Below are 24,904 nucleotides of genomic sequence, written 5' to 3' on the forward strand. Positions count from 1 at the left end.
TGACAATGCAATACATCCAGCAACCCCAGGCGATTGAAGCCAAAAGTTTTGACATCATTGGCGAGATCATTAATGAAACGCGCCCGGAGTACCAGTTTGCCAGTCCGCTGCATGAAGCGATCATCAAGCGGGTGATTCATACCACCGCTGACTTTGACTGGCTGGATATTCTCTGGTTTTCGGGCGATGCGCTGGAAAAACTTTGCGCGGCGCTGAGTCGCCCGACGGTTATTTATACCGACACCACCATGGCACTTTCGGGGATTAACAAAACCCTGCTGGCGAAGACGGGGGGCGAGTGCCGCTGCTACATCAGCGATCCGCGCGTGGTAGCACAAGCGAAAGCGCAGGGGATCACCCGTTCAATGGCGGCGGTAGATGTGGCCGTGATGGAAGAGAGTGAAAAGGTGTTTGTCTTTGGCAACGCACCCACCGCACTGTTTCGCCTGCTGGAGCATGATGTGGCGGTAAGTGGCGTGGTGGGCGTACCGGTGGGGTTTGTCGGCGCGGCGGAGTCTAAAGAGGCGTTGACGCACAGTCAACTGCCCGCCATTGCTGCCCTTGGACGTAAAGGCGGCAGCAACGTTGCGGCGGCGATCGTCAACGCCATGCTGTATCACATGCAGGGGGCGCGATGAGCGATCAGACTTTCGACGCGCCCGTCTGGCATAACGGCAAAGCGCTGCGCAAAGGTTACACCACCGGATCGTGCGCCACGGCGGCGGCAAAAGTCGCCGCGCTGATGGTCCTGCGCCAGCATTTGATCCACCAGGTGTCGATTGTTACGCCGTCCGGCGTCACGCTGTGTCTGAACGTAGAATCGCCGCACATTGAAGGACAGCAGGCCATTGCCGCCATCCGCAAAGACGGTGGCGACGATGTGGACGCCACCCACGGCATGTTGATTTTCGCCCGCGTCACGCTGAACGATAGCGGCGAAATTGTCCTGCTCGGCGGCGAAGGGGTTGGCACCGTCACCCGCAAGGGGATTGGTTTACCCGTTGGCAGTGCGGCAATTAATCGCACCCCACGTCACACCATTGAATCCGCCGTGCGTGAGGCGATAGGCCCAGCGCGCGGGGCGGAGATCGAAATTTTTGCTCCGGAAGGCGAAGAACGGGCGCAAAAAACCTACAACTCGCGACTCGGTATTCTTGGCGGCATTTCCATCATTGGCACCACCGGCATCGTGACCCCAATGTCCGAAGAGAGCTGGAAGCGGTCGCTATCGTTGGAACTGGAAATTAAACGCGCCGCCGGGCTGGAGCGAGTGGTTCTGGTGCCGGGTAACCACGGTGAGCGTTTTGTCCGCGAACAGATGGGCATCGACACCAACGTGGTGGTCACTATGAGCAACTTTGTCGGCTACATGATTGAAGAGGCGGTACGACTGGGATTTCGCCAGGTTGTGCTCGTTGGCCATCCTGGAAAGCTTATCAAAATTGCCGCCGGGATTTTTCATACCCACAGCCACATTGCCGATGCGCGGATGGAAACGCTGGTGGCGCATCTGGCGCTGCTCGGGGCACCGCTGGAGTTGCTAACGCTGGTGAGCGACTGCGACACCACCGAAGCGGCAATGGAGCACATTGACGCGTACGGTTTTCAGCACATTTATAACCACCTTGCCGAACGCATCTGCCTGCGCGTGATGCAGATGCTGCGCTTTACCAAAACCCCGCCGACCTGCGACGCTGTCATGTTTTCGTTTGATAACCAGGTACTCGGCAGCAACCGGCCCGTCGAGGCTATCGCCCGGGAGATGCAATGCTGACGGTGGTTGGGATGGGGCCCGCTGGTCTGCTACTGATGACGCCAGCAGCGCGCGCGGCGGTTGACGAGGCTGATGTGCTGGTTGGCGGTCAGCGCCATTTGCAGCAGTTTCCGGACTTTCGCGGCGAGCAGTTTGCGCTGGGCGCCAACATTCCCGAGCTGCTGACGTGGATTGACACGCATCAGGATAAGCAGGTGGTGGTTCTGGCCTCCGGCGATCCGCTGTTTTACGGCATCGGTACGCGGATGGTGGCGCATTTTGGCATTGAGCAGGTACGTATCATTCCTGGTATTAGCGCGGTGCAGTATCTGTGCGCGCAGTCGGGAATCGACATGAATGACATGTGGCTCACCAGTAGCCATGGGCGCAGCGTCTGTTTCGATACGCTGGCCGAACATAACAAAGTGGCAATGGTCACCGACGGTCAGTGCGGACCGCGTGAAATTGCCGCGCAACTGGTTGCACGAGGAAAGGGCGATCGCTGGATGGTGATTGGCGAAAACCTGGCGATGGAAAACGAACGGATCCACTGGCTGCGCGTCAGCGAGGTCCATGCCGAATACGAGATGAATGCAGTGGTGATCCTTGATGAAAGATGAGCTTTTCCTGCGCGGTGAGAAGGTGCCGATGACCAAAGAAGCGGTACGTGCACTTGCTCTCGCAAAACTTGAGCTGCATCGGGCCAGTCACCTGATTGATATCGGGGCGGGGACCGGCAGCGTATCCATCGAAGCCGCGCTGCAGTTTCCGTCGCTGCACATCACGGCTATCGAGCGCAATCCGGCAGCGCTGCGTTTGCTCGACGAAAACCGTCAGCATTTCGCCTGCGCGAATATCGATATTCTGCCGGGCGAAGCGCCGATGATGATGACCGAGAAAGCCGATGCCGTCTTTATGGGCGGCAGCGGGGGGCATCTCACGGAACTGATCGACTGGTCCATGCGCCAGTTGCACGTTGGCGGGCGTCTGGTGATGACCTTTATCCTGCAGGAAAACCTCAACACCGCGCTGGCTCATCTGCAACAACTTGGCATGCAGGAGGTGGACTGCCTGCAAATGCAAATTTCGTCACTGACCACGCTGGGCGCGGGTCACTATTTCAAACCGAATAATCCCGTTTTTGTTATCGCCTGTCAGAAGGAAGAACACCATGTCTGAGTCATTTGATCCCCGTTGTGTGTGGTTTGTCGGCGCAGGTCCAGGTGACCGGGAACTGATTACCCTTAAGGGTTACCGGCTGCTGCAACAGGCGCAGGTGGTGATTTATGCCGGATCGCTTATCAACACTGAACTGCTGGAGTATTGCCCGGAGGGCGCGGAGTGTCACGACAGTGCGGAACTGCACCTGGAGCAAATCCTCTCCCTGATGGAAGAGGGCGTGAAGGCCGGGAAAACAGTGGTGCGCCTGCAAACCGGCGACGTGTCGCTGTATGGCTCGGTGCGCGAACAGGGCGAAGAACTGACCAAACGCGGCATCAACTGGCAGGTGGTGCCGGGCGTCAGCGCTTTCCTCGGCGCAGCGGCGGAGTTGGGCGTTGAATACACCGTGCCGGAAGTCTCGCAGAGCCTGATTATCACGCGGCTCGAAGGCCGCACGCCAGTACCGGAACGCGAACAACTGGAATCCTTCGCCAGCCACCAGACCTCAATGGCTATCTATCTCTCCGTCCAGCGCATCAATCGGGTGGCGGAACGGTTGATCGAGGGCGGTTATCCGGCGACCACGCCCGTGGCGGTTATCTATAAAGCGACCTGGCCGGAAAGCCAGACCGTGCGCGGCACGCTGGCGGACATCGCGGATAAAGTGCGCGATGCCGGGATCCGCAAAACGGCGCTCATCCTGGTCGGGAATTTCCTCGGAGATGAGTATCACTACTCCAGACTCTATGCCGCGGACTTTAGCCATGAATACCGTAAAGCCTGAATCTATCGCGCTGTTTTGCCTGACGCCCGGTGGCGTTCAGTTGGCAAAACGGCTGGCAGCGATGCTGCCGCTGACCTGTTTTACCAGTGAAAAACTGCTGGAGGACGGTTTTCTGCCTTTCGACGGCGGGTTCGCCCACGCCGCGCGCGACGCGTTCTCGAACTATTCCGCGCTGATTTTCATCGGGGCGACCGGCATTGCGGTGCGTGTGCTGGCCCCGCTGGTGAATGACAAGTTCAGCGATCCGGCGGTGGTGGTGATCGACGAGCGCGGGCAGCATGTGATCAGCCTGCTTTCCGGTCACGCGGGCGGCGCGAACGCGCTGACCCGTTATCTCGCCGGCATGCTGGGGGCCGATCCGGTGATTACGACCGCCACTGACGTCAATGAAATGGCGGCGCTGGATACCCTCGCGTTTCAGCTCAATGCCCGCATGACTGACTTCCGTACGGCGGTGAAAGTGGTGAATCAGATGCTGGTGAGCAACCAGCGAGTGGGACTGTGGTGGGATGAAGAACTGGATGAAGACGTCCGCCACTGCGATCGCCGTGGGTTCATTACCGTCACCGATCTCCAGCAACTACCGGAACTGGATGCGCTGGTGTGCGTCACGTTACGTAACGAACTGCCGGCTATCCCGGTTCAGCACTGGAAACTGGTGCCACAGCGAGTCGTCGCCGGAATTGGTTGTCGCCGCGATACCCCGTTCCCGCTACTGGCGGCACTGCTGGCTCGTCAGCTTGAAGCGCAGCGCTTTGACCCGCTGGCGTTGAAAGCTATCGGCAGCGTGTCGCTCAAGAAAGATGAAGAGGGGCTGATTCAGCTTGCCTCCTGCTGGCGCGTGCCTTTTGAAACCTTTACCGCTGACGCGCTGCGTGAGCATGAACATCACTTTCCGACCTCGCCGTTTGTTCGCCAGACGGTTGGCGTCGGAAGCGTCTCGGGTCCGGCAGCGTGGCTGCTGAGTCATGGGCAATTGACCGGCGAAACCCTGCGCGAGCAGGGCGTCACTATCACTTTGGGAGTTTCACACTGATGTTAACCGTAATCGGAATCGGCCCCGGCTCACAGGCCATGATGACCATGGAAGCCGTTGAAGCACTGCAGGCGGCAGAAATCATTGTGGGTTACAAAACCTACACCCACCTCGTCAAAGCGTTTACCGGTGACAAGCAGGTGATCAAAACCGGTATGTGTAAAGAGATCGAGCGCTGCCATGCGGCGATTGAACTGGCGCAGGCCGGACATAACGTGGCGCTGATCAGCAGCGGTGACGCCGGTATTTACGGCATGGCGGGACTGGTGCTGGAGTTGGTCAGCAAACAGAAACTGGATGTTGAAGTGCGCCTGATCCCAGGGATGACTGCCAGCATCGCTGCCGCGTCGCTGCTCGGTGCGCCGTTGATGCACGATTTTTGCCACATCAGCCTGAGCGATCTACTGACGCCGTGGCCGGTTATCGAAAAACGCATTATTGCCGCCGGGGAAGCAGACTTCGTGATTTGCTTCTACAACCCGCGCAGCCGGGGCCGTGAAGGACATCTGGCTCGCGCATTTGAACTGCTTTCCGCCAGCAAGAGCGGGCAAACGCCGGTAGGGGTGGTGAAATCTGCCGGGCGTAAAAAGCAAGAGAAATGGCTGACCACGCTGGGTGAAATGGATTTTGAACCGGTGGACATGACCAGTCTGGTGATCGTCGGCAACAAAGCGACCTATGTGCAGGAGGGTCTGATGATCACGCCACGAGGTTATGTGTTGTGAGTTTTGGCGAGGTTCTGGTCATGGGCGGCACCAGCGATGCCCGCGCGCTGTGCCAGCAACTGGACGCCGCCAACGTGGCGTACACCCTGTCGGTGGCGACGCCGACCGGGAAACAACTGGCCGGCGACATCAAGGGCCAGGTGCGCTGCGGTCGGCTGGAGCAGGATCAGATGGTGAACTGGCTGAAGGAAAACGGCACGCGTTGGGTGATCGACGCTTCGCACCCGTATGCCGAAGTGGTGAGCCGCAACATTCTGCGCGCCTGCGAACGGGCAGGAGTGCTGCTCAGTCGCTATCAGCGCCCGGAGCAGCTCAGCAATCTGACGCATCCGCTGCTCTTTGCCGTACAGAGCATTGATGAGGCGTGTGACGTTGCGCGACGTTTCGGCGAGCGAGTACTGCTGACCACCGGGAGTAAAGATCTGGCAACGTGGCGTGCGGGTTTACCAGAAAAAACGCTGCTCGCTCGCGTGTTGCCCGTACCCGAAGTGATTCAACAATGCGCCGATCTTGGCTTTGGCGTTGGTGAGACGTTCGCGCTGTGCGGACCGTTTAGCGCCGAGTTCAACGCCGCGTTTTATCGTCAGTGTCAGGCTGACGTCGTGATAACCAAGGCTTCTGGTGCAGAAGGTGGTTATCAGGAAAAGGTTCAACCCTGTCTGGATGCAGGCATTCCCTGCATCGTGATTACCCGCCCGGCGCCGCTGGTGACGGGAGATGAGTTACTGGAAAGTCAGGCCGCATTTGCGCAGCGTTTGGCGCGCTGGCTGGCCGCTGCTTAAGGAGTCAGAAAATGAAAAAAGCGCTTCTGGTGATAAGCTTTGGCACCAGCTATCACGACACCTGCGAGAAGAACATTGTGGCCTGCGAGCGCGATCTGGCCGCCAGCTGTCCCGATCGCGATTTGTTCCGTGCCTTTACCTCAGGAATGATTATTCGCAAGCTTAAACAGCGTGATGGTATTGAGATAGACACCCCGCTGCAGGCGCTGCAAAAGCTTGCTGAGCAGGGATATCAGGATGTGGCGATTCAGTCACTGCACATTATTAACGGCGACGAATACGAAAAAATTGTCCGTGAAGTGCAGAGTCTGCGTCCGCTGTTTGTCCGCCTGACGCTGGGCGTGCCGCTGCTGAGTAGCCATGACGATTACGCGCAGTTAATGCTGGCCCTGCGACAGCAGATGCCTGTGCCTGCCGACAATGAAAAAGTGGTGTTCATGGGCCACGGTGCCAGTCACCACGCGTTTGCCGCCTATGCCTGCCTCGATCACATGATGATGGCGCAGGGTTTCCCGGCGCGCGTCGGCGCGGTGGAGAGCTATCCGGAAGTCGACATTCTGATCGAGAGCCTGAGCAAAGAGGGCGTCAAAGCCGTCCATCTGATGCCGCTGATGCTGGTGGCGGGGGATCATGCCATCAACGATATGGCCTCTGACGAAGATGATTCGTGGAAAACTTTGTTTACTGCGGCAGGGATCACGGCAACGCCGTGGCTGAGCGGTCTTGGCGAAAACCCGGCGGTACGAGCGATGTTCGTTGCGCATTTGCAACAGGCGCTGAGCGTGGCGATGGAGGAAGCGGCATGAGCGGCAAACTGTACGCCCTGAGCACCGGTCCGGGAGCGGCCGATCTGATCACCGTTCGCGCTTCACGCATTCTGGGGGCGCTGGACATTCTCTATGCACCAGCGGGACGTAAGGGCGGCGACAGCCTCGCGCTTTCCATCGTGCGGGAATACATCGGCAAAAACACCGAAGTGCGCTGTTGCCATTTTCCCATGAGCGCAGACAGCGCGGAAAAAGAGGCGGTCTGGGATGAAGTGGCCGCCGCGCTGGTTAAAGACGTGAAGGCGGGTAAACAGGTGGGATTTATCACCCTGGGCGACGCCATGTTGTTCAGTACCTGGGTCTTTTTGCTACAGCGTATTGGTTGTCCTGACTGGCTGGAAATTGTCCCTGGCGTGACGTCGTTTGCCGCCATTGCCGCACGATCCAAAACGCCGCTGGCGATGGAACAACAGTCGCTGGCGGTGATCTCTTGTACCGCGCCGGAAGCGGAAATCGCCCAGGCGCTCCGTCAACACGACAGTCTGGTTTTAATGAAAGTGTATGGTCGATTCGCGCGGATTAAAGCGTTGCTGGAACAGGCTGGATTACTGGACTGTGCACTGATGATGTCCGAGGCCACGCTCCCGGGAGAGCAGTGCTGGCGGCATCTCAACGAGGTCAGCGACGATCAGCCGTTGCCTTATTTCTCGACCATCCTGGTCAACAAACAGTGGGAGTATGCAGAATGAAACTCGAACAACAGCTGAAACAGCTGTCATTCAGTGGGCTGGCTGCGGCGCTATTGCTGATGATTGTGCCGGAGCAGGCGTTCGCCATGCACATTATGGAAGGGTTTTTACCGCCGATGTGGGCGCTGGCCTGGTGGCTGCTGTTTTTACCGTGCCTGTGGTATGGACTGGTGCGTCTGCGTCATATCGTGATGGACGACAGTCATCAGAAGGTGCTGCTGGCGCTATGTGGGGCGTTTATCTTTGTGCTGTCTGCACTGAAGATCCCGTCGGTCACCGGTAGCTGCTCGCATCCGACGGGCGTTGGGCTGGCGGTTATCCTGTTTGGGCCGGGCGTGGTGGCGGTTCTCGGCGCTATCGTCCTGCTGTTCCAGGCGCTGCTGCTGGCGCACGGCGGCTTAACCACCCTGGGCGCAAACGGCATGTCGATGGCGGTGATTGGTCCGGTTGTCGGCTACATGGTGTGGAAAATGGCCTGCCGCGCCGGGATTCGCCGGGATGTTGGTGTCTTCCTCTGCGCGATGCTGGCGGATCTGGTGACCTACTTTGTCACGTCGGTGCAGTTGGGCGTGGCCTTCCCGGATCCCGAAGCGGGTGCGACAGGGTCTGTCGTCAAGTTTATGGGGATTTTCTGCCTGACGCAGATCCCGATTGCTATCGCCGAAGGATTGCTGACCGTGATGATCTACGACCAGTTGACGAAACGGCAACTGATTACCGCGCAAGGACATTAAGATGAAAAAGACGCTGATATTGTTAGCCATGGTGATTGCCCTGGTCATTCTGCCGTTTTTTATTGACCATGGCGGAGAGTTTGGTGGTTCAGACGGCGAGGCGGAAAGCCAGATTCAGGTGGTCGCCCCGCATTATGAGCCGTGGTTCCAACCGCTGTACGAACCGGCGAGTGGGGAAATTGAAAGCCTGCTGTTTACCTTACAGGGGTCGATTGGCGCGGCGGTAATTTTCTATATTCTGGGTTACACCAAAGGCAGACAACGCCGTGATGACCGGGCTTGATCGGCTGAGTTATCAGAGCCGCTGGTTTCACATCGCTCCTGAACGTAAGTTTCTGTTCTGGCTGCTGTTGATGATTCTGGCTTTTACCTTGCCCGCGTGGGGGCAGGGGATCGAACTGGCGCTGATAGCCGGGCTGACCTGTTGGCTGCTGCGGATCTCCCTGCGTCGCTGGTGTCGCTGGATGGCGTTGCCGTTTGGTTTTTTGCTGGTCGGCGTGGTGACGATCCTGTTCAGCGTCAGCCGCGACCCGCAAACGCTGCTGGTAAGTTTCCCCGTGGGCAGTTACTGGCTGGGCGTGACGGCGTCAGGACTTCACACCGCTAACGAGACGTTCTGGCGAAGTCTGGCTGCGCTGGCCGCCACGTTCTGGCTGGTGCTTAATCTGCCGTTTCCGCAGTTGATCGTCCTGCTCAAACGGGCGCGGGTGCCGCGCCTGCTGACGGAACAGATCCTGCTAACCTGGCGCTTTATTTTTATTCTGTTAGATGAAGCGATGGCAATTCATCGCGCGCAGACGCTGCGTTTTGGCTATCGTAGTCTGCCGATTGGCTATCGCTCGCTGGCGATGCTGGTGGGCGTTCTGTTCACCCGGGTGCTGATTCGCTATCAGCAAATGGCGGCGACGTTAGATATCAAATTGTATCAGGGTGATTTTCACCTGTAAGGAAAAACATGCTTGCCACCACCGAACTCTGGTTTCGTTATCAGGATGCGCAGGTACTTAAAGGGTTGACGCTGGATTTTTCGCAGCACGCCGTCACCGGACTGGTGGGGGCTAACGGTTGCGGGAAATCCACCCTATTTATGAATCTGAGCGGCTTACTGCGACCGCAGCAGGGCGCGGTACTGTGGCAGGGAAAACCGCTGGACTACAGTAAGCGTGGTTTACTGGCGCTGCGTCAGCAGGTGGCGACAGTGTTTCAGGATCCCGATCAGCAAATTTTCTACACCGATATCGACAGCGATATCGCTTTCAGCCTGCGCAATCTTGGCGTGGAGGAAGCGGAAATTGCCCGACGAGTCGACGAGGCGTTAACGCTGGTAGATGCTCAGCATTTTCGCCAGCAGCCGATTCAGTGCTTAAGTCACGGTCAGAAGAAACGAGTGGCCATCGCCGGCGCGCTGGTGTTACGGGCGAAATATCTGTTACTCGATGAACCCACGGCGGGTCTTGATCCTTCGGGGCGCAGCCAGATGATTGACATCATCAAACGGATTGTGGCGCAGGGAAACCACGTGGTGATCTCCAGCCATGATATTGATCTGATTTATGAAGTCAGCAACGCCGTCTACGTCTTACGTCATGGCGAAGTGCTCGCGCACGGTGAACCGGGCGAAGTCTTTGCTCGCACGGCGCTGATTGAAGAGGCCGGGTTAACGCAACCCTGGCTGGTGAAACTGCACGCGCAGTTAGGCATGCCGCTGTGCAAAACCGAAGATGAATTTTTCAGTTGTATGCGACAACGCGCAATCAAGGAGGCGTCATGACGCAGGCCATTATGTTGCAGGGAACGGCGTCTGACGTCGGCAAGAGCGTTCTGGTGGCGGGTTTGTGCCGCATATTTTATCAGGATGGTCGGCGGACCGCACCGTTCAAGTCGCAGAATATGGCGCTTAACTCCGGCATTACGCCGGAGGGGAAAGAGATGGGCCGCGCGCAGATATTCCAGGCCGAAGCGGCGGGTATTGTGCCGGATGTCCGTATGAATCCAGTGCTGTTGAAACCGACCAGCGATCGCAAGGCGCAGGTGGTACTAATGGGGCAGGTGGCGACCGATATGGACGCGGTCAGCTATCACGAATACAAACCGCGTCTGCGCGAGCAAATCCTCTCCGTTTATACCAGTCTGGCGCAGGAGTTTGATGTACTGGTGCTGGAAGGCGCGGGCAGTCCGGCGGAGATCAACCTGCGCGACCGCGACATCGTTAACATGGGGATGGCCGAGATGGCGCAGTGCCCGGTGATTCTGGTCGCCGATATCGATCGCGGCGGGGTGTTCGCCTCTATTTACGGTACGCTGGCGCTGCTGCATGAACACGAGCGTGCGCGGGTGAAAGGGGTGATCATCAATAAATTTCGCGGTGATGTGGCGCTGCTTAATCCCGGCATCGAACAGATTGAAAGCCTGACCGGCGTTCCCGTGCTGGGGGTGATGCCGTGGCTGGATGTCGATCTCGAGGATGAAGACGGCGTGGCGCTGCAAAAAGGGAAATACCTGCGTACGGAAAAACGCGATATCAACATTGCGGTGGTGCAAATCCCGCATATCTCCAATTTCACCGATTTTAACGCGCTGGCAGCGCAACCTGATGTGCGCGTGCGCTATGTACGCCATCCGCAAGAGTTGGCGGATGTTGATCTGGTTCTCCTGCCGGGCAGCAAAAATACGCTCGGCGATCTGGTATGGCTACGTGAAAGCGGTATGGCTCACGCGGTGTTGCAGGCGCACCAGCAAAACATCCCCATCGTTGGGATCTGCGGTGGCTATCAGATGCTCGGTGAGACCATCATTGATGAGGTTGAATCGGGACTGGGAACGCTGCCGGGACTGGGGTTGCTTGATACTGTCACCCACTTTGCCCAGCGGAAAACTACCACTCAGGTAACGGCGACGATGTCGTCGGCTCTGCCTGACTGGCTGTCTGCGGCGTCCGGGTTGCCGGTACGCGGCTATGAAATTCATATGGGTGAAACGACGCTGAACGGTGGCTGTCGGTCGGTGATGCAACTCCAGAAGCACGGCGAAAACGTCGCGGATGGTGCCGTCACGGCAGATGGACGGGTGTTTGGCACCTATCTGCACGGTCTGTTCGACAGTGATGGCTTTACGCGGGCGCTGATTAACGGCCTGCGCGAGCGTAAAGGCCTGGCTCCCCTGGATCCCGCCTTCCAATACGCGCAATATAAATCGCAGCAGTTCGATCTGCTGGCGGATGCGATGCGGCAACACATCGATATTGAGAAAATTTATACCATCATGCAGCAACACCGGGAGTCCGTATGATGATTCTGGTCACTGGCGGCGCGCGCAGCGGTAAGAGTCGTCATGCCGAAGCGCTAATCGCGGATTCCCCGCAGGTGCTGTACATCGCGACATCGCAGATTTTTGATGACGAGATGGCAGCGCGTATTCAGCATCATCGCGAGGGTCGCCCAGCGCACTGGCGTACCGCCGAGCGCTGGCAACATCTTGATGCGCTGATCGCTGCGGATAACGCGCCGGATGAGGCCATTCTGCTGGAATGTATCACGACGATGGTCACTAACCTGCTGTTTGCCTTTGGCGGTGACAGCGATCCGGATAGCTGGGACTACGCGGCCCTGGAAACGGCGATTGAGGCGGAGATCCAGACGCTGATCGCGGCCTGCCAGCGATGTCCGGCGAAGGTGGTCTTGGTAACCAACGAAGTCGGGATGGGGATTGTGCCGGAAAACCGTCTGGCACGTCACTTTCGGGATATCGCCGGGCGCGTGAATCAGCGTCTGGCGGCTGCGGCGGATGAGGTCTGGCTGGTGGTATCCGGTATTGGAGTCAAAATTAAATGAGTAAGTTGTTCTGGGCAATGCTCTCTTTTATTACGCGTTTGCCTGTTCCTGGCCGCTGGTCACAAGGACTGGAGTTCGATCAGTATTCACGCGGTATTGTGACTTTCCCACTCATTGGCCTGCTGCTTGGTGCCTTGAGTGGGCTGGTGTTTATGCTCTTTCAGCCCTGGTGCGGCGCACCGCTGGCAGCGCTTTTCACCGTGTTAGCGCTGGCGCTGATGACGGGAGGCTTTCACCTCGATGGTCTGGCCGATACCTGTGACGGTGTTTTCTCTGCCCGTAGTCGGGAACGCATGCTGGAGATTATGCGCGACAGCCGCCTGGGAACGCATGGCGGCCTGGCGCTCATTTTTGTTCTGCTGGCGAAAGTTCTGGTGGTCAGCGAACTGGCGCTACGCGGTACTCCTGTGCTGGCGGCGCTGGCGGCCGCCTGTGCGGTAGGGCGCGGGACGGCCGTGCTGTTGATGTACCGCCATCGCTACGCCCGTGAAGAGGGACTAGGCAATGTGTTTATCGGCCATGTCACCGGAACGCAAACCTGCTTTACTCTTGGCCTTGCGGCGATTCTGGCGGCGGTCCTCCTGCCCGGAATGCAGGGCATAGCGGCTCTGGTCGTGACGATGGTGGCGATCTTCTTGCTGGGACAACTGTTAAAACGTACGTTGGGTGGACAAACCGGCGATACGCTGGGTGCGGCAATAGAACTTGGTGAGTTGATATTCCTGCTGGCTCTGCTGTGAGTCAGCCAACACAATGAGAACCCTTATGCAAACGTTAACCTCTTTACTCCGCGAAATTCCGCCGATGAACCGTGACGCCATGACGCGAGCGCAGCAGCATATTGACGGCCTGCTTAAGCCGCCGGGTAGTCTTGGACGACTGGAGGCGCTGGCGGTACAACTGGCGGGTATGCCGGGTTTGAACGGGGTACCGCGTGTCGGCGAGAAAGCGATACTGGTGATGTGTGCCGATCACGGAGTCTGGGATGAAGGGGTTGCCGTTTCACCTAAAGTGGTGACCGCTATTCAGGCGGCCAATATGACGCGCGGCACGACGGGCGTCTGCGTGCTTGCGGCCCATGCCGGTGCAAAGGTTCATGTGATCGACGTGGGGATTGATGCGGAACTCATCCCCGGCGTGGTGAACATGCGCGTGGCGCGAGGGTGCGGGAATATTGCCACCGGTCCGGCAATGAGCCGTACGCAGGCGGAAGAGCTGCTGCTGGAAGTTATTCGCTACACGCGCGAACAGGCACAGCGCGGCGTGACGCTGTTTGGCGTGGGTGAATTGGGGATGGCGAATACCACGCCTGCCGCGGCGATTGTCAGCGTGCTGACAGGCAGCGAGGCTGAAGCAGTGGTAGGGATTGGCGCCAATCTGCCGCTTTCCCGCGTGGGAAATAAAGTAGAGGTGGTTCGTCGCGCGATTGCCGTCAACCAACCCAATCCGCATGATGGGCTGGACGTGCTGGCGAAAGTCGGTGGTTTTGATCTGGTGGGCATGGCGGGGGTCATTCTGGGGGCCGCTTCCTGCGGCTTACCGGTGTTGCTGGATGGCTTCTTGTCCTATTCCGCTGCGTTGGCAGCCTGCCAGATTGCGCCTGAGATCAAGCCGTATCTGATTCCTTCGCACTTCTCCGCCGAAAAAGGGGCGCGGATTGCGCTGGAGCATCTGGAGCTCGATCCCTATCTCAATATGGGAATGCGTCTGGGCGAGGGCAGCGGTGCCGCACTGGCTATGCCGATCGTGGAGGCCGCTTGCGCGATGTACAGCAACATGGGGCAACTGGCTGCCAGCAATATCGTTCTGCCGGATGGTAAAGAAACCGTCTGATACGTCTGTTTTCTGGCCTGCGCACTGTGCTGTTCGCCGGCCAGTTTCAGAAGACGGCAGAGGGTATAGGTTTACGCACGTTAAAAAAGCTATAATTTCCCTACATCTGCCGCGACTGAGGAAAGGGAAATGTTGCCTCGTGTAAAATTGTTCTGTTCATTATTTATGCTGTTTGCAAGCCAGAGCGCGCTGGCTGTCAGCTATCCACTACCACCTGAAGGAAGTCGTCTGGTCGGAAATCCGCTGACGATTACTGTCCCTGACAAGAATACTCAACCGCTTGAAGCTTTTGCCGCGCAGTACGGACAAGGGCTGAGCAATATGCTGGAAGCCAATCCGGATGTGGATGTGTTCCTGCCGAAGTCGGGTTCAACGCTGGTTGTGCCGCAGCAAATCATTCTGCCGGCTACCGTTCGTCAGGGCATTGTCGTGAACGTGGCGGAGATGCGTCTCTACTACTATCCGAACGGCAGTAATACCGTTGAGGTTTTCCCTATCGGTATTGGTCAGGCAGGGCGAGAAACGCCGCGTAACTGGGTGACGAAAGTTGAGCGTAAGCAGGAGGCACCGAGTTGGACGCCAACGGCGAATACCCGTCGTGAATACGCGAGAAGGGGAGAAAGCCTGCCCGCCTTCGTTCCTGCCGGGCCGGATAACCCCATGGGGCTGTACGCTATCTATATCGGCAAGCTGTACGCTATTCATGGCACCAATGCTAATTTCGGCATTGGTCTGCGCGTGAGCCAGGGCTGCATTCGTTTACGCAACGATGATATCGAGCATCTGTTCCAGAATGTACCTGTGGGAACCCGCGTGCAGATCATCGATCAGCCGGTGAAAACCACCGCAGAACCGGATGGCAGTCGCTGGGTGGAAGTGCACGAACCACTGTCCCGTAACCGCTCAGAATATGAATCTGACAAAAAAGTCCCACTGCCGATCACGCCTGTGATGCGTAGCTTTATGAGCGGTGAGGGTGTGGATGTTCACCGCGTCAGCGAAGCGCTCGAACGCCGCTCGGGGATGCCCGTCAACATTAGCCATGGGCAAACCGGAATTTGATGGCGCTGAGGCTGCTGTCAGAAAAGCAAAAAGCCCGCTAAAAAGCGGGCTTTTTTAATATGGCTCCTCTGACTGGACTCGAACCAGTGACATACGGATTAACAGTCCGCCGTTCTACCGACTGAACTACAGAGGAATCGTTGTGGAGGCTTATCTTAGCGGCGAAAAATCTTTTGTCAAACCCCATTTCCGACATTGGCGATTAATTGGCGCTTCTCTCAACAATTTGTTGCAATTGCAGTGATTTTATCGGGAAAAAACTTTGCAGCTTTTCCGTTTCTCCCTCATCATTTGAAATGAGGTTTCAACTTTCTTCTCTAAGGTCCATTTTGAACGTCTCCGCAGCCCTACGCCAGGCCGTCGCCCGCACGCCCTGGTATGCCAAACGCAAGAGTTATAAGGTCCTTTTCTGGCGTGAAATTACCCCGCTTGCCGTGCCTATATTTCTGGAGAATACCTGTGTTTTGCTGATGGGCGTACTCAGTACGTTTCTGGTCAGTTGGTTGGGGAAGGAGGCGATGGCGGGCGTCGGTCTGGCCGACAGTTTCAATATGGTGATTATGGCCTTTTTTGCTGCTATCGATCTGGGAACGACGGTCGTGGTGGCCTTTAGCCTCGGTAAGCGCGATCGCAGACGCGCCCGTGCGGCGGCCCGACAATCTCTGGTGATTATGACGCTGTTTGCCGTGATTCTGGCGGCGGTGATTCACTACTTTGGTGCGCAGATTATCAATGTTGTTGCGGGAGAAGCAACGGCGGAAGTGAAGGCGCTGGCGCTGACCTATCTGGAATTAACGGTCATTAGCTATCCTGCTGCGGCGATCGCCCTGATTGGCAGCGGTGCGTTGCGCGGTGCGGGCAATACGAAAATCCCACTGCTGATTAATGGTGGGATGAATATCCTCAACATCATCATCAGTAGCATCCTGATTTACGGGGTTTTTTCCTGGCAAGGGGTCGGTTTTGTCGGCGCTGGACTGGGCCTGACCATTTCGCGCTATATCGGCGCGATCGCCATTATCTGGGTACTGATGATTGGGTTTAATCCGGCGCTGCGCATATCGCTGAAAAGTTATTTTAAACCGTTGAACTTCGCCATCATCTGGGAAGTGATGGGGATTGGTATCCCAGCCAGTATTGAATCCGTACTGTTCAACGGCGGTAAGTTGTTAACGCAGATGTTCGTCGCGGGGATGGGGACCAGCGTCATTGCCGGTAATTTCATTGCTTTCTCCATTGCCGCGCTGATTAACCTACCGGGGAACGCGCTGGGGTCTGCATCCACCATCATTACCGGAAGGCGTCTGGGAAACGGACAAATTGCCCAGGCAGAGATTCAACTGCGTCATGTGTTCTGGCTTTCCACTATTGGCCTGACCGCTATCGCCTGGTTGAGTGCACCGTTTGCCGGGCTGATGGCATCGTTTTACACCCGCGATCAGGAGGTAAAAGACGTTGTTGTCATCCTGATTTGGCTCAACGCGGCATTTATGCCGATCTGGGCCGCTTCCTGGGTTTTACCTTCAGGGTTTAAAGGCGCGCGCGATGCTCGCTTCGCCATGTGGGTATCGATGCTGGGGATGTGGGGCTGCCGTGTGGTTGCTGGCTATACGCTGGGGATTGTACTAGGCTGGGGTGTCGTGGGGGTCTGGATGGGGATGTTCTTCGACTGGGCAGTACGTGCAGTGCTGTTTTACTGGCGTATGGTTAGCGGTCGTTGGCTCTGGAAGTATCCGCGTCCGAAACATGAAAAGGTGACAAAATCCCCCGTTGTGTCTGAATAAACGACGAAGTGGAGAATATTTCGGCAAACAGTCGCGATAGCGCATTCAGGCTTTGACATTGGCAGTGGGCGTCGCTAATATGCGCCCCGTTCACACAATTCCTCTGTAGTTCAGTCGGTAGAACGGCGGACTGTTAATCCGTATGTCACTGGTTCGAGTCCAGTCAGAGGAGCCAGATTAAAAAAGCCCGCTTTTTAGCGGGCTTTTTGCTTTTCCATCTTCAGACCAGCTTAACGGAACGGCGGCTCGTTGAAGGTACGCAGTTTACGGGAGTGCAGACGGTCGCCTTCAGCACGCAGCAGATCAATAGCGCGAATACCAATCTGCAGGTGTTCGGAAATTGCCCCCTCGTAGAAACGGTTTGCCTGACCGGGCAGTTTGATCTCGCCATGCAGTGGCTTATCAGAGACGCACAGCAAGGTGCCATATGGCACACGGAAACGGTAACCCTGCGCGGCAATAGTGGCGCTTTCCATGTCAATCGCCACGGCACGGCTCAGGTTAAAGCGTAGCGCTGAGGCGGAGTAGCGCAGTTCCCAATTGCGATCGGAAGTGGTCACCACGGTTCCGGTGCGCAGACGCTGTTTGACCTCTTCACCGGGCATGCCGCTGACCATCTTCGTTGCGTCATACAGGGCGCGCTGTACCTCAGCGATACTTGGAATCGGGATATCTGGCGGCAGTACCGCATCGAGCACCTGATCGTCACGCAGGTAGGCATGAGCAAGCACGTAGTCGCCAATCGCCTGGCTTTCACGCAGACCGCCGCAGTGACCAATCATCAACCAGACATCCGGGCGCAGTACCGCCAGGTGGTCGCAGATCGTTTTGGCGTTGGACGGGCCTACACCAATATTCACCAGCGTGATCCCCTGACCGTCGGAAGTGATCAGATGCCATGCTGGCATCTGATGTTTCTTCCATGCCAGATCGGAAATCGCTTCTTCGGGTGCTTCCGTTTCAGCCGTGATCCAGATCCCTCCGGCGCAGGAGAGGGCAATATACGGGCTGTCCGGATCCAGAATCTGGCTGCATCCCCAGCGTACAAACTCATCCACATAGCGGGTGTAGTTGGTGAACAACACGAACGGCTGAAAATGTTCCACTGGCGTCCCGGTATAGTGGCGCAAACGTGCAAGAGAGAAATCGACCCGGCGCGCGTCAAAGTGCGACAGGGGAGAATACTCGACCGGATGATAGATGCCATCTGCGGTTTCATCGCCAATTTGCGCCAGCTCGGTGGTTGGGAAATGGCGGGTTAACCCGGCACTCATGGAGCGATCAAGTGTGAGTTCGGAACCATCAATCACGTAGGGATAGGGGATTTCATGCTGCGAAGGCTCCACGGTTATCTGGGCGTCGTAATCCTGATACAGCAGCGTGAGCTGCTCTTCCAGATAGGGACGAAACAGTCCTGGCCGGGTGATGGTGGTGGTATAGCAACCCGCATGGGTAAAGCGTCCATACGCGCGGGTTTTGGGGGGGTTGGTGGCATTGCCATCCCAGGTAACAGAAAGCGATGGGTAAACAAAAAGACCTTTACTCCGGGCGATGATATCGGGAAGTTCCCCCGTTTCAATGTACTTGCCAATGGCACTGCGTAGCGCCTGAACTGACTGCTCGTAGAGTGCGTCAAGTTTTTCCAGCGCTTGTGCAGGTGTCAGGCTGGAGCCCTTACTCTTCATCTGTGTCTCCTTGTTCTACAGGTGTACTGCTCACCTGATAGTATGTCACCAGAATGTGAAACAAAAGGCAGAGTTTTAGAGAAGAGGCGAGAGCCGAATGGCCCTCGCAGAGTACTCAGGCGTGTTGCTTATCTTTCATCAACAATGCGGTAGCGGCCGAGATCAGGCAGCCGGCCAGTAGATAGATAGCCACACTGTGCCAGTCGCCGCCAGAGAAGGTGACCAACGCCGCAGCGATGAAGGGGGTAAATCCGCCGCCCACCACGCTGGCGACCTGATAACCCACGCCAGCCCCGCTGTAGCGATATCCCGCACCAAACATGCCGGTGAACATGGGTTGCTGTACGCAGACCACCATGTCATGGGCGATATTGGCGAGCATTATCGAGAAGAAGACAATCCAGAAGATCGACTGTGATTCGAGCGCCATAAAGAACGGAAATGCGCTCAGCGTGCCAATCAACGCGCCGGTAATATAAACGCGTCGGCGGCCAAAACGATCTGCTAACCAGGCAAAGCAGGGGATAGTCAGACAGCTCAGCCCACCAACCAGCAGGCCAATATTCAAAAAGAGCTCACGCGGCAGACCAAGATTTTGCGTCGAGTAGTTCAGGGCGAAAGCGGTAACGATATACATGGTCAGCAGTTCGCACAGGCGAAGCGCAATAATCTTTAAAAATGCCCCCGGATGGCGGGCGAGCGCTTCCATCACCGGCAGGCGTTTTTTCTCTTCAGAGGGTTGCTGCTTTTGCTGTTCAAATTCAATGGACTCTTCCATCCCGTTTCTCACCCACAGCGCGCCAAGCACCAGGACGATGCTGAACAGGAACGGAATGCGCCAGCCCCAGCTCAGAAACTGTTCGTCGGTGGTCAAATAACTGATCACTGACACAAGGCCGGTGGAAAGAAGCAAACCGACGCCGTAACCCACCTGTACTCCGCTGCTATAGAACGCTTTTTTGTTTTCTGGCGCACTTTCTACGGAGAGTAACGCGGCACCGCCCCACTCACCGCCGACGGCAAATCCCTGAATGGCGCGCAGCAGTACCAACAGCACCGGCGCCCACCAGCCGATAGCGGCGAATGAAGGAAGAATGCCGATCAATGCTGTGGCAATCCCCATCATCCAGACGGTGAGCATCAGCATCCGCTTACGGCCTAAGCGATCGCCGAAGTGGCCGAAGATCACGCCGCCCAGCGGACGGAATAAGAAACCCACACCAAAGGTTGCAAATGCGGCAAGCGTGCCCATTGCCGGACTAACCTGTGGGAAAAACTCGCGGTTGAATACCAGGGCTGCGGTAATGCCATAAAGCAGAAAATCGTACCAGTCGACGACGGCTCCGGCAAAGCTGCCCAGCGCGGCGCGTCGAGCGCGATTAATCGATGGGGTTTCCTCTGAGGAGGGCGTGGAGATGAGGGTGGAATCCATAGTAATCCTGTCTGTACTGATTTTATTATTAGTATGGGAATGAGAGTCACACACATTGCGGCCAACCTATAAGCGGCTGCTATGAGACTACCGCGGCAGACAGGAAGAGAAAACGATTTTTAATCCGACGAGAGCAGAACAGGGAAATTAAGCGAGTATGGTGTTCGGAAAAGCAAAAAACCCGCTAAAAAGCGGGCTTTTCAAAATTTGGCTCCTCTGACAGGGATCGCCTTAGCCAGTGACTGGCTAATAAGCAAGCTCACTAACTCTCAATTCTCATCCTGCAAGACCACCAGGATGACTACCAATCGACGCTGATGAGCGAATCAGGGGGCTGGGATGTCGTTACTTATTGTTGGAATTGGGGACATGCTGCTGCATCAATTCAACGATCCAATCAATAAAAACGCGTAGTTTAGCGTTGACATGGCGGTTCGGCGGAAACGCCAGGTGCAGGGGCATTGGACTGATACGCCACTGCGCAAATAACGGAATCAAAGAGCCAACAGCCTGATGTGGTGCCGCCATATAGACTGGCAGCACAATCACTCCTAACCCGGCTAACCCAGCTTCCAGGTAAGCATTGCCATCATCCACGGCAAGTACATAGCTGCCCGTGATTTCAATATGTTCACTCTCATTGCGCAGTATCAGAGGATCAATCTTACCCGTGCGTGAGGACAAGAATCCCACGATGCGTGGTCGGTATTTTCCAGCTCTCGCGGGTGCGCAGGGACGCCAAGGCGTTCCACATAACCGGGGGCGACGTAGACGCCGATTTGCAAATCTCCGACATGGCGTGCGATTAGGGACTGGTCGTTGATTTCGCCACCGCGCAGGACGCAATCCACGTTGTCGCCGATCAGATCCACTATCCTGTCACTCACGCCCATGTCGAACTGGATATCTGGGTAGCGTGCGTGAAAAGCCGGTAGAGCCGGTATCAAAATGAAGCGGGCCAGTGGACTGGGCACATCCACCCGTAGCCGACCCCTGGGCGTAATCGCCGCACTGGACAGGCTGTTTTCAGCATCCTCCATGTCTGCCAGCAGGCGGATGACGCGTTCGTAGTAGATCGCGCCATCGGGAGTCACGCCGAGCTTGCGGGTGGTGCGATGGAGCAACTTGACGCGCAGGCGCGCTTCCAGCTGCTGAATGAGTTGCGTCACCGTGGTTTTGCTCATATGAAGCGTTTGGGCAGCCTTTGTGAAGCTACCTGCCTCCACCACGCGAGCAAAGGCGCGCATCGCATCGAAACGATCCATTCCTTATCCTCTCTTTTCACCGATTGTTTGGATTTTACAAACAATGATGGACAAAGTCGCTTGTTTATCCACCCGATCCAGCACCTGTAAAGTGTCTTTATGTTCACCGGGCTGATTTCGCCCCATTGCAAAGGTATAAACATGACAGCACGTGAAGCAGTTTTTCCCTTCGGTCGGCAGGCGCTCTATGAGCGCAATCGTTATTCACCAGCCATCAAATCCAACGGTTTCTTGTTCGTTTCGGGGCAGGTTGGTAGCCGCGAGGATGGTTCGCCTGAGCACGATCTAAAAGCGCAGGTCAGGCTGGCATTCAATAATCTTAATGCTGTTCTCGCAGCTGCGGGCTGCACGTTCGGTGACGTGGTTGACGTTACCCTCTTTGTCGTTGATCCCGAGTCAAACCTCGACGCTATCTGGAGTATCCTGCCAGAATATTGGGGGGAAGCGCCTTACCCTACGTTGACTGGGATCGGCGTGACGTGGCTTTACGGCTTCAAGTTTGAGATTAAGGTGATTGCCAGGCTGCCCTAACCGTTACGGGTCTTTCCGCCAATCGATAATTCAAGAAGGCAGCCCGCGCTGCCTGTAGAGGTATATGCCGGATCGGGATAGTTTGCCAGATTGGTCTGGATTTACTGATGAGACTGAGGAAAATTTATGAAAGCAGCGGTTTATGACGTGGAAGGCGCTCCAGGCGTCCTGAAATATGTCGATATTCCGGAACCAGTCACAGGGCCTGATGACATCCTGATTTCTGTCGAGGCTATCTCGATTGAAGGTGGAGATCTGATCAATCGCCGTTCAACTCCGCCGCCTTTACCTTCATGGATTGTCGGCTACGCGGCTGCGGGCACCGTTGTTGCCGTCGGATCGAAAGTCCGTAGCCGTGCGGTTGGGGACAGAGTCGCTGCTTTTCACATGCAGGGATCACATGCGGAACGTTGGGCTGTACCCGCGGAACGAACCTGGCTTATACCAGATGGGGTGGATATGGCAGAAGCGGCGGTGTTGCCGATTTCTTTTGGAACCGCGCATCATTGCCTTTTCACACGAGGCATGCTCCGGCATGGAGAAACCGTCCTTATTCAGGCCGCTGCTGGTGGCGTAGGGATCGCGGCCGTTCAGCTTGCCTCACAAGCAGGCGCAACAGTCATCGCTGTGACAAGCGGAACGCAGCGAAGAAACCGGCTGCTTGAACTTGGTGCCGCTCATGTCGTGGATCGCGCAGAGAATAACGTCGTGGACAGTGTCCGACAGTACACCCATGGCACCGGTGTTGACCTCGTCATCGATCCGGTGGGGACGACGTTGCCTGCTTCGCTTTCTGCACTCGCTCCGCAAGGACGTCTCGTCTTCGTCGGTAATGCGGGCGGTGGCAGTCTGACTGTCGATTTGTGGCCGCCAATGCAGTCTAACCAGACGCTCATGGGGGTGTTCATGGGCCCCCTTTTTGAAAGGCCCGGCGTTCGGACAAGTGTGGACGACATGTTGCAGGCTGTAGCAGCAGGGCGCATCAGGGTTGTCATTGACCGCATCTTCCCTCTGGCTAACGCTGCCGCGGCCCACGAATTCGCTGAGACAGCGAAACCGCTTGGCCGCATCGTTATGAAGCCATGAGGCGCATTTTCGCACCACGCTCTGAATAGCGGACATCGGGTATGGCTTCTCGGGTAGCAGGAATCTCCCAGAGTTTGTTTCTGGAATCGATCTCAGACCAACGGGCGAAACGTAGTTCGCTGGAACGGATAAACAGGTGCAGGGTGAGTGAGACTGCCAGGCGGGTTAATTCTCGTCCTTGCTGGTCGTCCTGAATACGGGTCAATAATTCGGGTAGTCGTTCGAGTGAAAGCGCAGGGTAGTGGCGTTTAACGAGAGGGGAGATTATATCGTCCAGATTTTTCACGCTAACCTATTGAATCTGAATCACATAGGTATTCGCAAAGCGGCATGAAAACAAGAATTTGGCTCCTCTGACTGGGATCGCCTTTGCCAGTAACTGGCTAATATGTAAGCTAAACCTGAATTGCCGTTCTGTCAAGACCACCAGAATGACCACCAATAGATCTTATCTGCATCTGCAAAGTTAGATACTATAGATTAAGGGGGATATCTCTTGGATGTCTTCTTCCTCACAGAGAAAAAATCGTAGAATTATATATATTAATAGGTAAAACCTTTTGGCTGTTTAGTGTCATTGGAATATACTGTCTTTATATACATGGTTGTATACTTCAATGATTACTAGCAAGTAAAAATAAGAATATAATATATTATGTAGTTTTTATATGTTCTTGGTTGGAATGATTTTGAATAAGGACCATACATGGCTGATAGTAATGAAAATTTAAATAATAATTGCCCCTCATGCGGTAGCAAGCTTGATTCTGATGAAGTATGTGCTTGTGGCTATGACCCAAGCTTGGATGTGCAGGAGGAAAGTTATGTCCCTCAGTTTGCATTGACAGCAACTCTGGATAAAGTGTCAGGGGATTCCGGCCCTATTTTTAAAGAGTCTTTAGGTGAAGTTTGGACATTAGATACAGAAGACGTTCAGCTTTTCATTAAACAAATCGAGAAAAAATTTAAACTTAAAAGAAAACTTCATGGTGTAATCGATGAAAATAAAATGCCATTAAGTGCACCTATTTCTTTCAGTAAATATCTAAATCAAAATATAGATTTTAAATCATTTGTTCAGTCAATGATGGATAGAATGAGAGGTGAAGCGAATAATGATAAATCAAGGCTTTCTGGTGGGGCTATAATATTTATTCATTACAATGTAGATAATGATAAAGAAAGTAGTGGTCGTCTTTTTATTATCATGGTGGATAGAAAAGGAGTCTTTAATTTTGATAAGAATCTTATTCCAGAGAAATTACCATCTATAGATATAGATTCCTTGCGACAAGCTGTCCTTGTTGATTTGACTTTATTCAAAGCAAGCTACCCAGAAAATAATGGCGACCCTTATCTGCACTTTATATCTGGTCGATCTAGTAGCGAATTCTTTAAGCGAGCATTGGGTTGTAACCCAAAAATTGATAATAATAGAAGTATTGATGAAACAAATAGAGCTGTTGATGATTTTGTTAAGGTAATGAAGTTAAAGCACATCGATAGAGTTAAAGTAAAGAAAGCAGTCGAAGCTTTGATGAAATCAAAAGCAAAAGATCCCACTGATAGAAAGTTAACGATTGAAGATATAGGGAATTGTATAGAGAAAACCCTTCCTGAGAATAAAGAATTAAAAGGGAAGTTTGTACAGTTCGCGGATGTTAATGAATATGTTATTGATGATTTTTTCGAACCAAGCAGATTTTCTGGAAGTAGCTTTGGGGAAATAAAGATTTCTGATGCGGAACAGGAATATGAATGTAAAATATCTGTTGATGCAATTAGCGAGGATGATACATCAAATGCAAAAGTTATATATGATAGAGCTAATGGTCAATTAATAATACGATTGTCGCATAATGCAGTAACTGAAATCGAGAAAATAGTTGGTTAAATTTACAAGGA

Annotated in this window: 25 protein-coding genes, 2 tRNA genes and 2 pseudogenes; 24 read left to right on the plus strand and 5 right to left on the minus strand. The window is 55.2% G+C overall.

Annotated features, from left to right (window positions below; translation table 11 throughout):
* Positions 1–5: 5 nt before the first annotated feature.
* The 19 genes from GBC03_14320 to ldtA all read left to right on the plus strand — a co-directional run bounded on the left by GBC03_14320 (position 6) and on the right by ldtA (position 15,216).
* Entirely contained in the window at positions 6–638 is a 633-nt protein-coding gene (locus GBC03_14320) for a cobalt-precorrin-8 methylmutase (protein ID QFS74004.1), read from the plus strand.
* Positions 635–1,774, plus strand: a complete 1,140-nt coding sequence (locus GBC03_14325; GenBank protein QFS71304.1) for a cobalt-precorrin-5B (C(1))-methyltransferase — start codon at positions 635–637, stop codon at positions 1,772–1,774. Before GBC03_14320 ends, GBC03_14325 begins: the two co-directional genes overlap by 4 nt.
* Positions 1,768–2,373 carry a cobalt-precorrin-7 (C(5))-methyltransferase gene (locus tag GBC03_14330; protein QFS71305.1) on the plus strand — a complete coding sequence of 202 codons (606 nt, stop codon included), beginning with the start codon at positions 1,768–1,770 and terminating at the stop codon, positions 2,371–2,373. The genes GBC03_14325 and GBC03_14330 overlap by 7 nt, the downstream gene beginning before the upstream one ends.
* Positions 2,363–2,932 (plus strand): decarboxylating cobalt-precorrin-6B (C(15))-methyltransferase, encoded by a 570-nt coding sequence (locus tag GBC03_14335; GenBank protein ID QFS71306.1) that lies wholly within the window; start codon positions 2,363–2,365, stop codon positions 2,930–2,932. Before GBC03_14330 ends, GBC03_14335 begins: the two co-directional genes overlap by 11 nt.
* Positions 2,925–3,698, plus strand: coding sequence for a cobalt-precorrin-4 methyltransferase (locus GBC03_14340; GenBank protein ID QFS71307.1), 774 nt, complete (start codon positions 2,925–2,927; stop codon positions 3,696–3,698). The genes GBC03_14335 and GBC03_14340 overlap by 8 nt, the downstream gene beginning before the upstream one ends.
* Positions 3,679–4,734, plus strand: a complete 1,056-nt coding sequence (cbiG, locus tag GBC03_14345) for a cobalt-precorrin 5A hydrolase (GenBank protein QFS71308.1) — start codon at positions 3,679–3,681, stop codon at positions 4,732–4,734. Before GBC03_14340 ends, cbiG begins: the two co-directional genes overlap by 20 nt.
* Complete coding sequence (locus tag GBC03_14350; protein QFS71309.1) at positions 4,734–5,459, plus strand: precorrin-3B C(17)-methyltransferase; 726 nt, start codon at positions 4,734–4,736, stop codon at positions 5,457–5,459. The genes cbiG and GBC03_14350 overlap by 1 nt, the downstream gene beginning before the upstream one ends.
* Entirely contained in the window at positions 5,456–6,241 is a 786-nt protein-coding gene (locus GBC03_14355) for a cobalt-precorrin-6A reductase (GenBank protein QFS71310.1), read from the plus strand. Before GBC03_14350 ends, GBC03_14355 begins: the two co-directional genes overlap by 4 nt.
* 11 nt (positions 6,242–6,252) lie before the next feature.
* Positions 6,253–7,047 (plus strand): sirohydrochlorin cobaltochelatase, encoded by a 795-nt coding sequence (locus GBC03_14360; protein ID QFS71311.1) that lies wholly within the window; start codon positions 6,253–6,255, stop codon positions 7,045–7,047.
* A complete protein-coding gene (locus GBC03_14365; GenBank protein QFS71312.1) occupies positions 7,044–7,757 on the plus strand; it encodes a cobalt-factor II C(20)-methyltransferase in 714 nt (237 codons plus the stop codon). Before GBC03_14360 ends, GBC03_14365 begins: the two co-directional genes overlap by 4 nt.
* Positions 7,754–8,491, plus strand: coding sequence for a cobalt ECF transporter S component CbiM (gene cbiM, locus GBC03_14370; GenBank protein QFS71313.1), 738 nt, complete (start codon positions 7,754–7,756; stop codon positions 8,489–8,491). Before GBC03_14365 ends, cbiM begins: the two co-directional genes overlap by 4 nt.
* Position 8,492: 1 nt before the next feature.
* Positions 8,493–8,774, plus strand: a complete 282-nt coding sequence (locus tag GBC03_14375) for an energy-coupling factor ABC transporter substrate-binding protein (GenBank protein ID QFS71314.1) — start codon at positions 8,493–8,495, stop codon at positions 8,772–8,774.
* Positions 8,761–9,438, plus strand: a complete 678-nt coding sequence (locus GBC03_14380; GenBank protein ID QFS74005.1) for an energy-coupling factor ABC transporter transmembrane protein — start codon at positions 8,761–8,763, stop codon at positions 9,436–9,438. Before GBC03_14375 ends, GBC03_14380 begins: the two co-directional genes overlap by 14 nt.
* Positions 9,439–9,446: 8 nt before the next feature.
* Positions 9,447–10,262, plus strand: coding sequence for an energy-coupling factor ABC transporter ATP-binding protein (locus GBC03_14385; GenBank protein QFS71315.1), 816 nt, complete (start codon positions 9,447–9,449; stop codon positions 10,260–10,262).
* Positions 10,259–11,779, plus strand: a complete 1,521-nt coding sequence (locus GBC03_14390; GenBank protein QFS71316.1) for a cobyric acid synthase — start codon at positions 10,259–10,261, stop codon at positions 11,777–11,779. Before GBC03_14385 ends, GBC03_14390 begins: the two co-directional genes overlap by 4 nt.
* Complete coding sequence (gene cobU / locus GBC03_14395; protein QFS71317.1) at positions 11,776–12,321, plus strand: bifunctional adenosylcobinamide kinase/adenosylcobinamide-phosphate guanylyltransferase; 546 nt, start codon at positions 11,776–11,778, stop codon at positions 12,319–12,321. The genes GBC03_14390 and cobU overlap by 4 nt, the downstream gene beginning before the upstream one ends.
* Positions 12,318–13,061, plus strand: coding sequence for an adenosylcobinamide-GDP ribazoletransferase (gene cobS / locus GBC03_14400; protein QFS71318.1), 744 nt, complete (start codon positions 12,318–12,320; stop codon positions 13,059–13,061). The genes cobU and cobS overlap by 4 nt, the downstream gene beginning before the upstream one ends.
* Positions 13,062–13,086: 25 nt before the next feature.
* The gene (gene cobT / locus GBC03_14405) at positions 13,087–14,154 is read left to right on the plus strand and encodes a nicotinate-nucleotide--dimethylbenzimidazole phosphoribosyltransferase (GenBank protein ID QFS71319.1); all 1,068 of its coding nucleotides are present in this window, start codon (positions 13,087–13,089) and stop codon (positions 14,152–14,154) included.
* Between the two features lie 129 nt (positions 14,155–14,283).
* Positions 14,284–15,216: a L,D-transpeptidase gene (gene ldtA / locus GBC03_14410; GenBank protein ID QFS71320.1), complete on the plus strand. Its 933-nt coding sequence runs from the start codon at positions 14,284–14,286 to the stop codon at positions 15,214–15,216.
* A gap of 60 nt (positions 15,217–15,276) precedes the next feature.
* Here ldtA and GBC03_14415 read toward each other — a convergent pair.
* A tRNA-Asn gene (locus tag GBC03_14415) sits at positions 15,277–15,352 on the minus strand.
* Between the two features lie 160 nt (positions 15,353–15,512).
* Between GBC03_14415 and GBC03_14420 the strand changes: the two genes are divergently transcribed.
* On the plus strand, positions 15,513–17,000 hold the full coding sequence (locus tag GBC03_14420) for an EmmdR/YeeO family multidrug/toxin efflux MATE transporter (protein ID QFS71321.1): 1,488 nt from the start codon (positions 15,513–15,515) through the stop codon (positions 16,998–17,000).
* Positions 17,001–17,099: 99 nt separating this feature from the next.
* A tRNA-Asn gene (locus tag GBC03_14425) sits at positions 17,100–17,175 on the plus strand.
* A gap of 55 nt (positions 17,176–17,230) precedes the next feature.
* Here the strand turns inward: GBC03_14425 and GBC03_14430 are convergent.
* The 3 genes and pseudogenes from GBC03_14430 to GBC03_14440 form a co-directional block, all read right to left on the minus strand.
* Entirely contained in the window at positions 17,231–18,685 is a 1,455-nt protein-coding gene (locus GBC03_14430; GenBank protein QFS71322.1) for an AMP nucleosidase, read from the minus strand.
* Between the two features lie 115 nt (positions 18,686–18,800).
* Positions 18,801–20,117, minus strand: a complete 1,317-nt coding sequence (gene shiA, locus GBC03_14435) for a shikimate transporter (protein ID QFS71323.1) — start codon at positions 20,115–20,117, stop codon at positions 18,801–18,803.
* A gap of 345 nt (positions 20,118–20,462) precedes the next feature.
* Positions 20,463–21,382, minus strand: a pseudogene (locus tag GBC03_14440) (LysR family transcriptional regulator).
* A gap of 141 nt (positions 21,383–21,523) precedes the next feature.
* Here GBC03_14440 and GBC03_14445 point away from each other — a divergent pair.
* Together GBC03_14445 and GBC03_14450 are read left to right on the plus strand one after the other, a co-directional pair.
* Entirely contained in the window at positions 21,524–21,913 is a 390-nt protein-coding gene (locus GBC03_14445) for a RidA family protein (GenBank protein QFS71324.1), read from the plus strand.
* A gap of 126 nt (positions 21,914–22,039) precedes the next feature.
* Positions 22,040–22,999, plus strand: coding sequence for a zinc-binding dehydrogenase (locus GBC03_14450; protein ID QFS71325.1), 960 nt, complete (start codon positions 22,040–22,042; stop codon positions 22,997–22,999).
* A 1-nt stretch (position 23,000) separates the two neighbouring features.
* Here the strand turns inward: GBC03_14450 and GBC03_14455 are convergent.
* Positions 23,001–23,279 (minus strand): annotated as a pseudogene (locus GBC03_14455) (integrase).
* Between the two features lie 426 nt (positions 23,280–23,705).
* Here GBC03_14455 and GBC03_14460 point away from each other — a divergent pair.
* Positions 23,706–24,893: a hypothetical protein gene (locus GBC03_14460; protein ID QFS71326.1), complete on the plus strand. Its 1,188-nt coding sequence runs from the start codon at positions 23,706–23,708 to the stop codon at positions 24,891–24,893.
* Positions 24,894–24,904 lie beyond the last annotated feature (11 nt).

The organism is Citrobacter telavivensis (assembly GCA_009363175.1).
GTDB lineage: Bacteria > Pseudomonadota > Gammaproteobacteria > Enterobacterales > Enterobacteriaceae > Citrobacter_A > Citrobacter_A telavivensis.

What these genes read in the sequence shown, in the direction of transcription:
- GBC03_14320 (QFS74004.1), top strand. Translation starts at nt 6, where the DNA reads ATGCAATACATCCAGCAACCCCAGGCGATTGAAGCCAAAAGTTTTGAC.
- GBC03_14325 (QFS71304.1), top strand. Translation starts at nt 635, where the DNA reads ATGAGCGATCAGACTTTCGACGCGCCCGTCTGGCATAACGGCAAAGCG.
- GBC03_14330 (QFS71305.1), top strand. Translation starts at nt 1,768, where the DNA reads ATGCTGACGGTGGTTGGGATGGGGCCCGCTGGTCTGCTACTGATGACG.
- GBC03_14335 (QFS71306.1), top strand. Translation starts at nt 2,363, where the DNA reads ATGAAAGATGAGCTTTTCCTGCGCGGTGAGAAGGTGCCGATGACCAAA.
- GBC03_14340 (QFS71307.1), top strand. Translation starts at nt 2,925, where the DNA reads ATGTCTGAGTCATTTGATCCCCGTTGTGTGTGGTTTGTCGGCGCAGGT.
- cbiG (QFS71308.1), top strand. Translation starts at nt 3,679, where the DNA reads ATGAATACCGTAAAGCCTGAATCTATCGCGCTGTTTTGCCTGACGCCC.
- GBC03_14350 (QFS71309.1), top strand. Translation starts at nt 4,734, where the DNA reads ATGTTAACCGTAATCGGAATCGGCCCCGGCTCACAGGCCATGATGACC.
- GBC03_14360 (QFS71311.1), top strand. Translation starts at nt 6,253, where the DNA reads ATGAAAAAAGCGCTTCTGGTGATAAGCTTTGGCACCAGCTATCACGAC.
- GBC03_14365 (QFS71312.1), top strand. Translation starts at nt 7,044, where the DNA reads ATGAGCGGCAAACTGTACGCCCTGAGCACCGGTCCGGGAGCGGCCGAT.
- cbiM (QFS71313.1), top strand. Translation starts at nt 7,754, where the DNA reads ATGAAACTCGAACAACAGCTGAAACAGCTGTCATTCAGTGGGCTGGCT.
- GBC03_14375 (QFS71314.1), top strand. Translation starts at nt 8,493, where the DNA reads ATGAAAAAGACGCTGATATTGTTAGCCATGGTGATTGCCCTGGTCATT.
- GBC03_14380 (QFS74005.1), top strand. Translation starts at nt 8,761, where the DNA reads ATGACCGGGCTTGATCGGCTGAGTTATCAGAGCCGCTGGTTTCACATC.
- GBC03_14385 (QFS71315.1), top strand. Translation starts at nt 9,447, where the DNA reads ATGCTTGCCACCACCGAACTCTGGTTTCGTTATCAGGATGCGCAGGTA.
- GBC03_14390 (QFS71316.1), top strand. Translation starts at nt 10,259, where the DNA reads ATGACGCAGGCCATTATGTTGCAGGGAACGGCGTCTGACGTCGGCAAG.
- cobU (QFS71317.1), top strand. Translation starts at nt 11,776, where the DNA reads ATGATGATTCTGGTCACTGGCGGCGCGCGCAGCGGTAAGAGTCGTCAT.
- cobS (QFS71318.1), top strand. Translation starts at nt 12,318, where the DNA reads ATGAGTAAGTTGTTCTGGGCAATGCTCTCTTTTATTACGCGTTTGCCT.
- cobT (QFS71319.1), top strand. Translation starts at nt 13,087, where the DNA reads ATGCAAACGTTAACCTCTTTACTCCGCGAAATTCCGCCGATGAACCGT.
- ldtA (QFS71320.1), top strand. Translation starts at nt 14,284, where the DNA reads ATGTTGCCTCGTGTAAAATTGTTCTGTTCATTATTTATGCTGTTTGCA.
- GBC03_14420 (QFS71321.1), top strand. Translation starts at nt 15,513, where the DNA reads ATGAGGTTTCAACTTTCTTCTCTAAGGTCCATTTTGAACGTCTCCGCA.
- GBC03_14430 (QFS71322.1), bottom strand. Translation starts at nt 18,685, where the DNA reads ATGAAGAGTAAGGGCTCCAGCCTGACACCTGCACAAGCGCTGGAAAAA.
- shiA (QFS71323.1), bottom strand. Translation starts at nt 20,117, where the DNA reads ATGGATTCCACCCTCATCTCCACGCCCTCCTCAGAGGAAACCCCATCG.
- GBC03_14445 (QFS71324.1), top strand. Translation starts at nt 21,524, where the DNA reads ATGACAGCACGTGAAGCAGTTTTTCCCTTCGGTCGGCAGGCGCTCTAT.
- GBC03_14450 (QFS71325.1), top strand. Translation starts at nt 22,040, where the DNA reads ATGAAAGCAGCGGTTTATGACGTGGAAGGCGCTCCAGGCGTCCTGAAA.
- GBC03_14460 (QFS71326.1), top strand. Translation starts at nt 23,706, where the DNA reads ATGGCTGATAGTAATGAAAATTTAAATAATAATTGCCCCTCATGCGGT.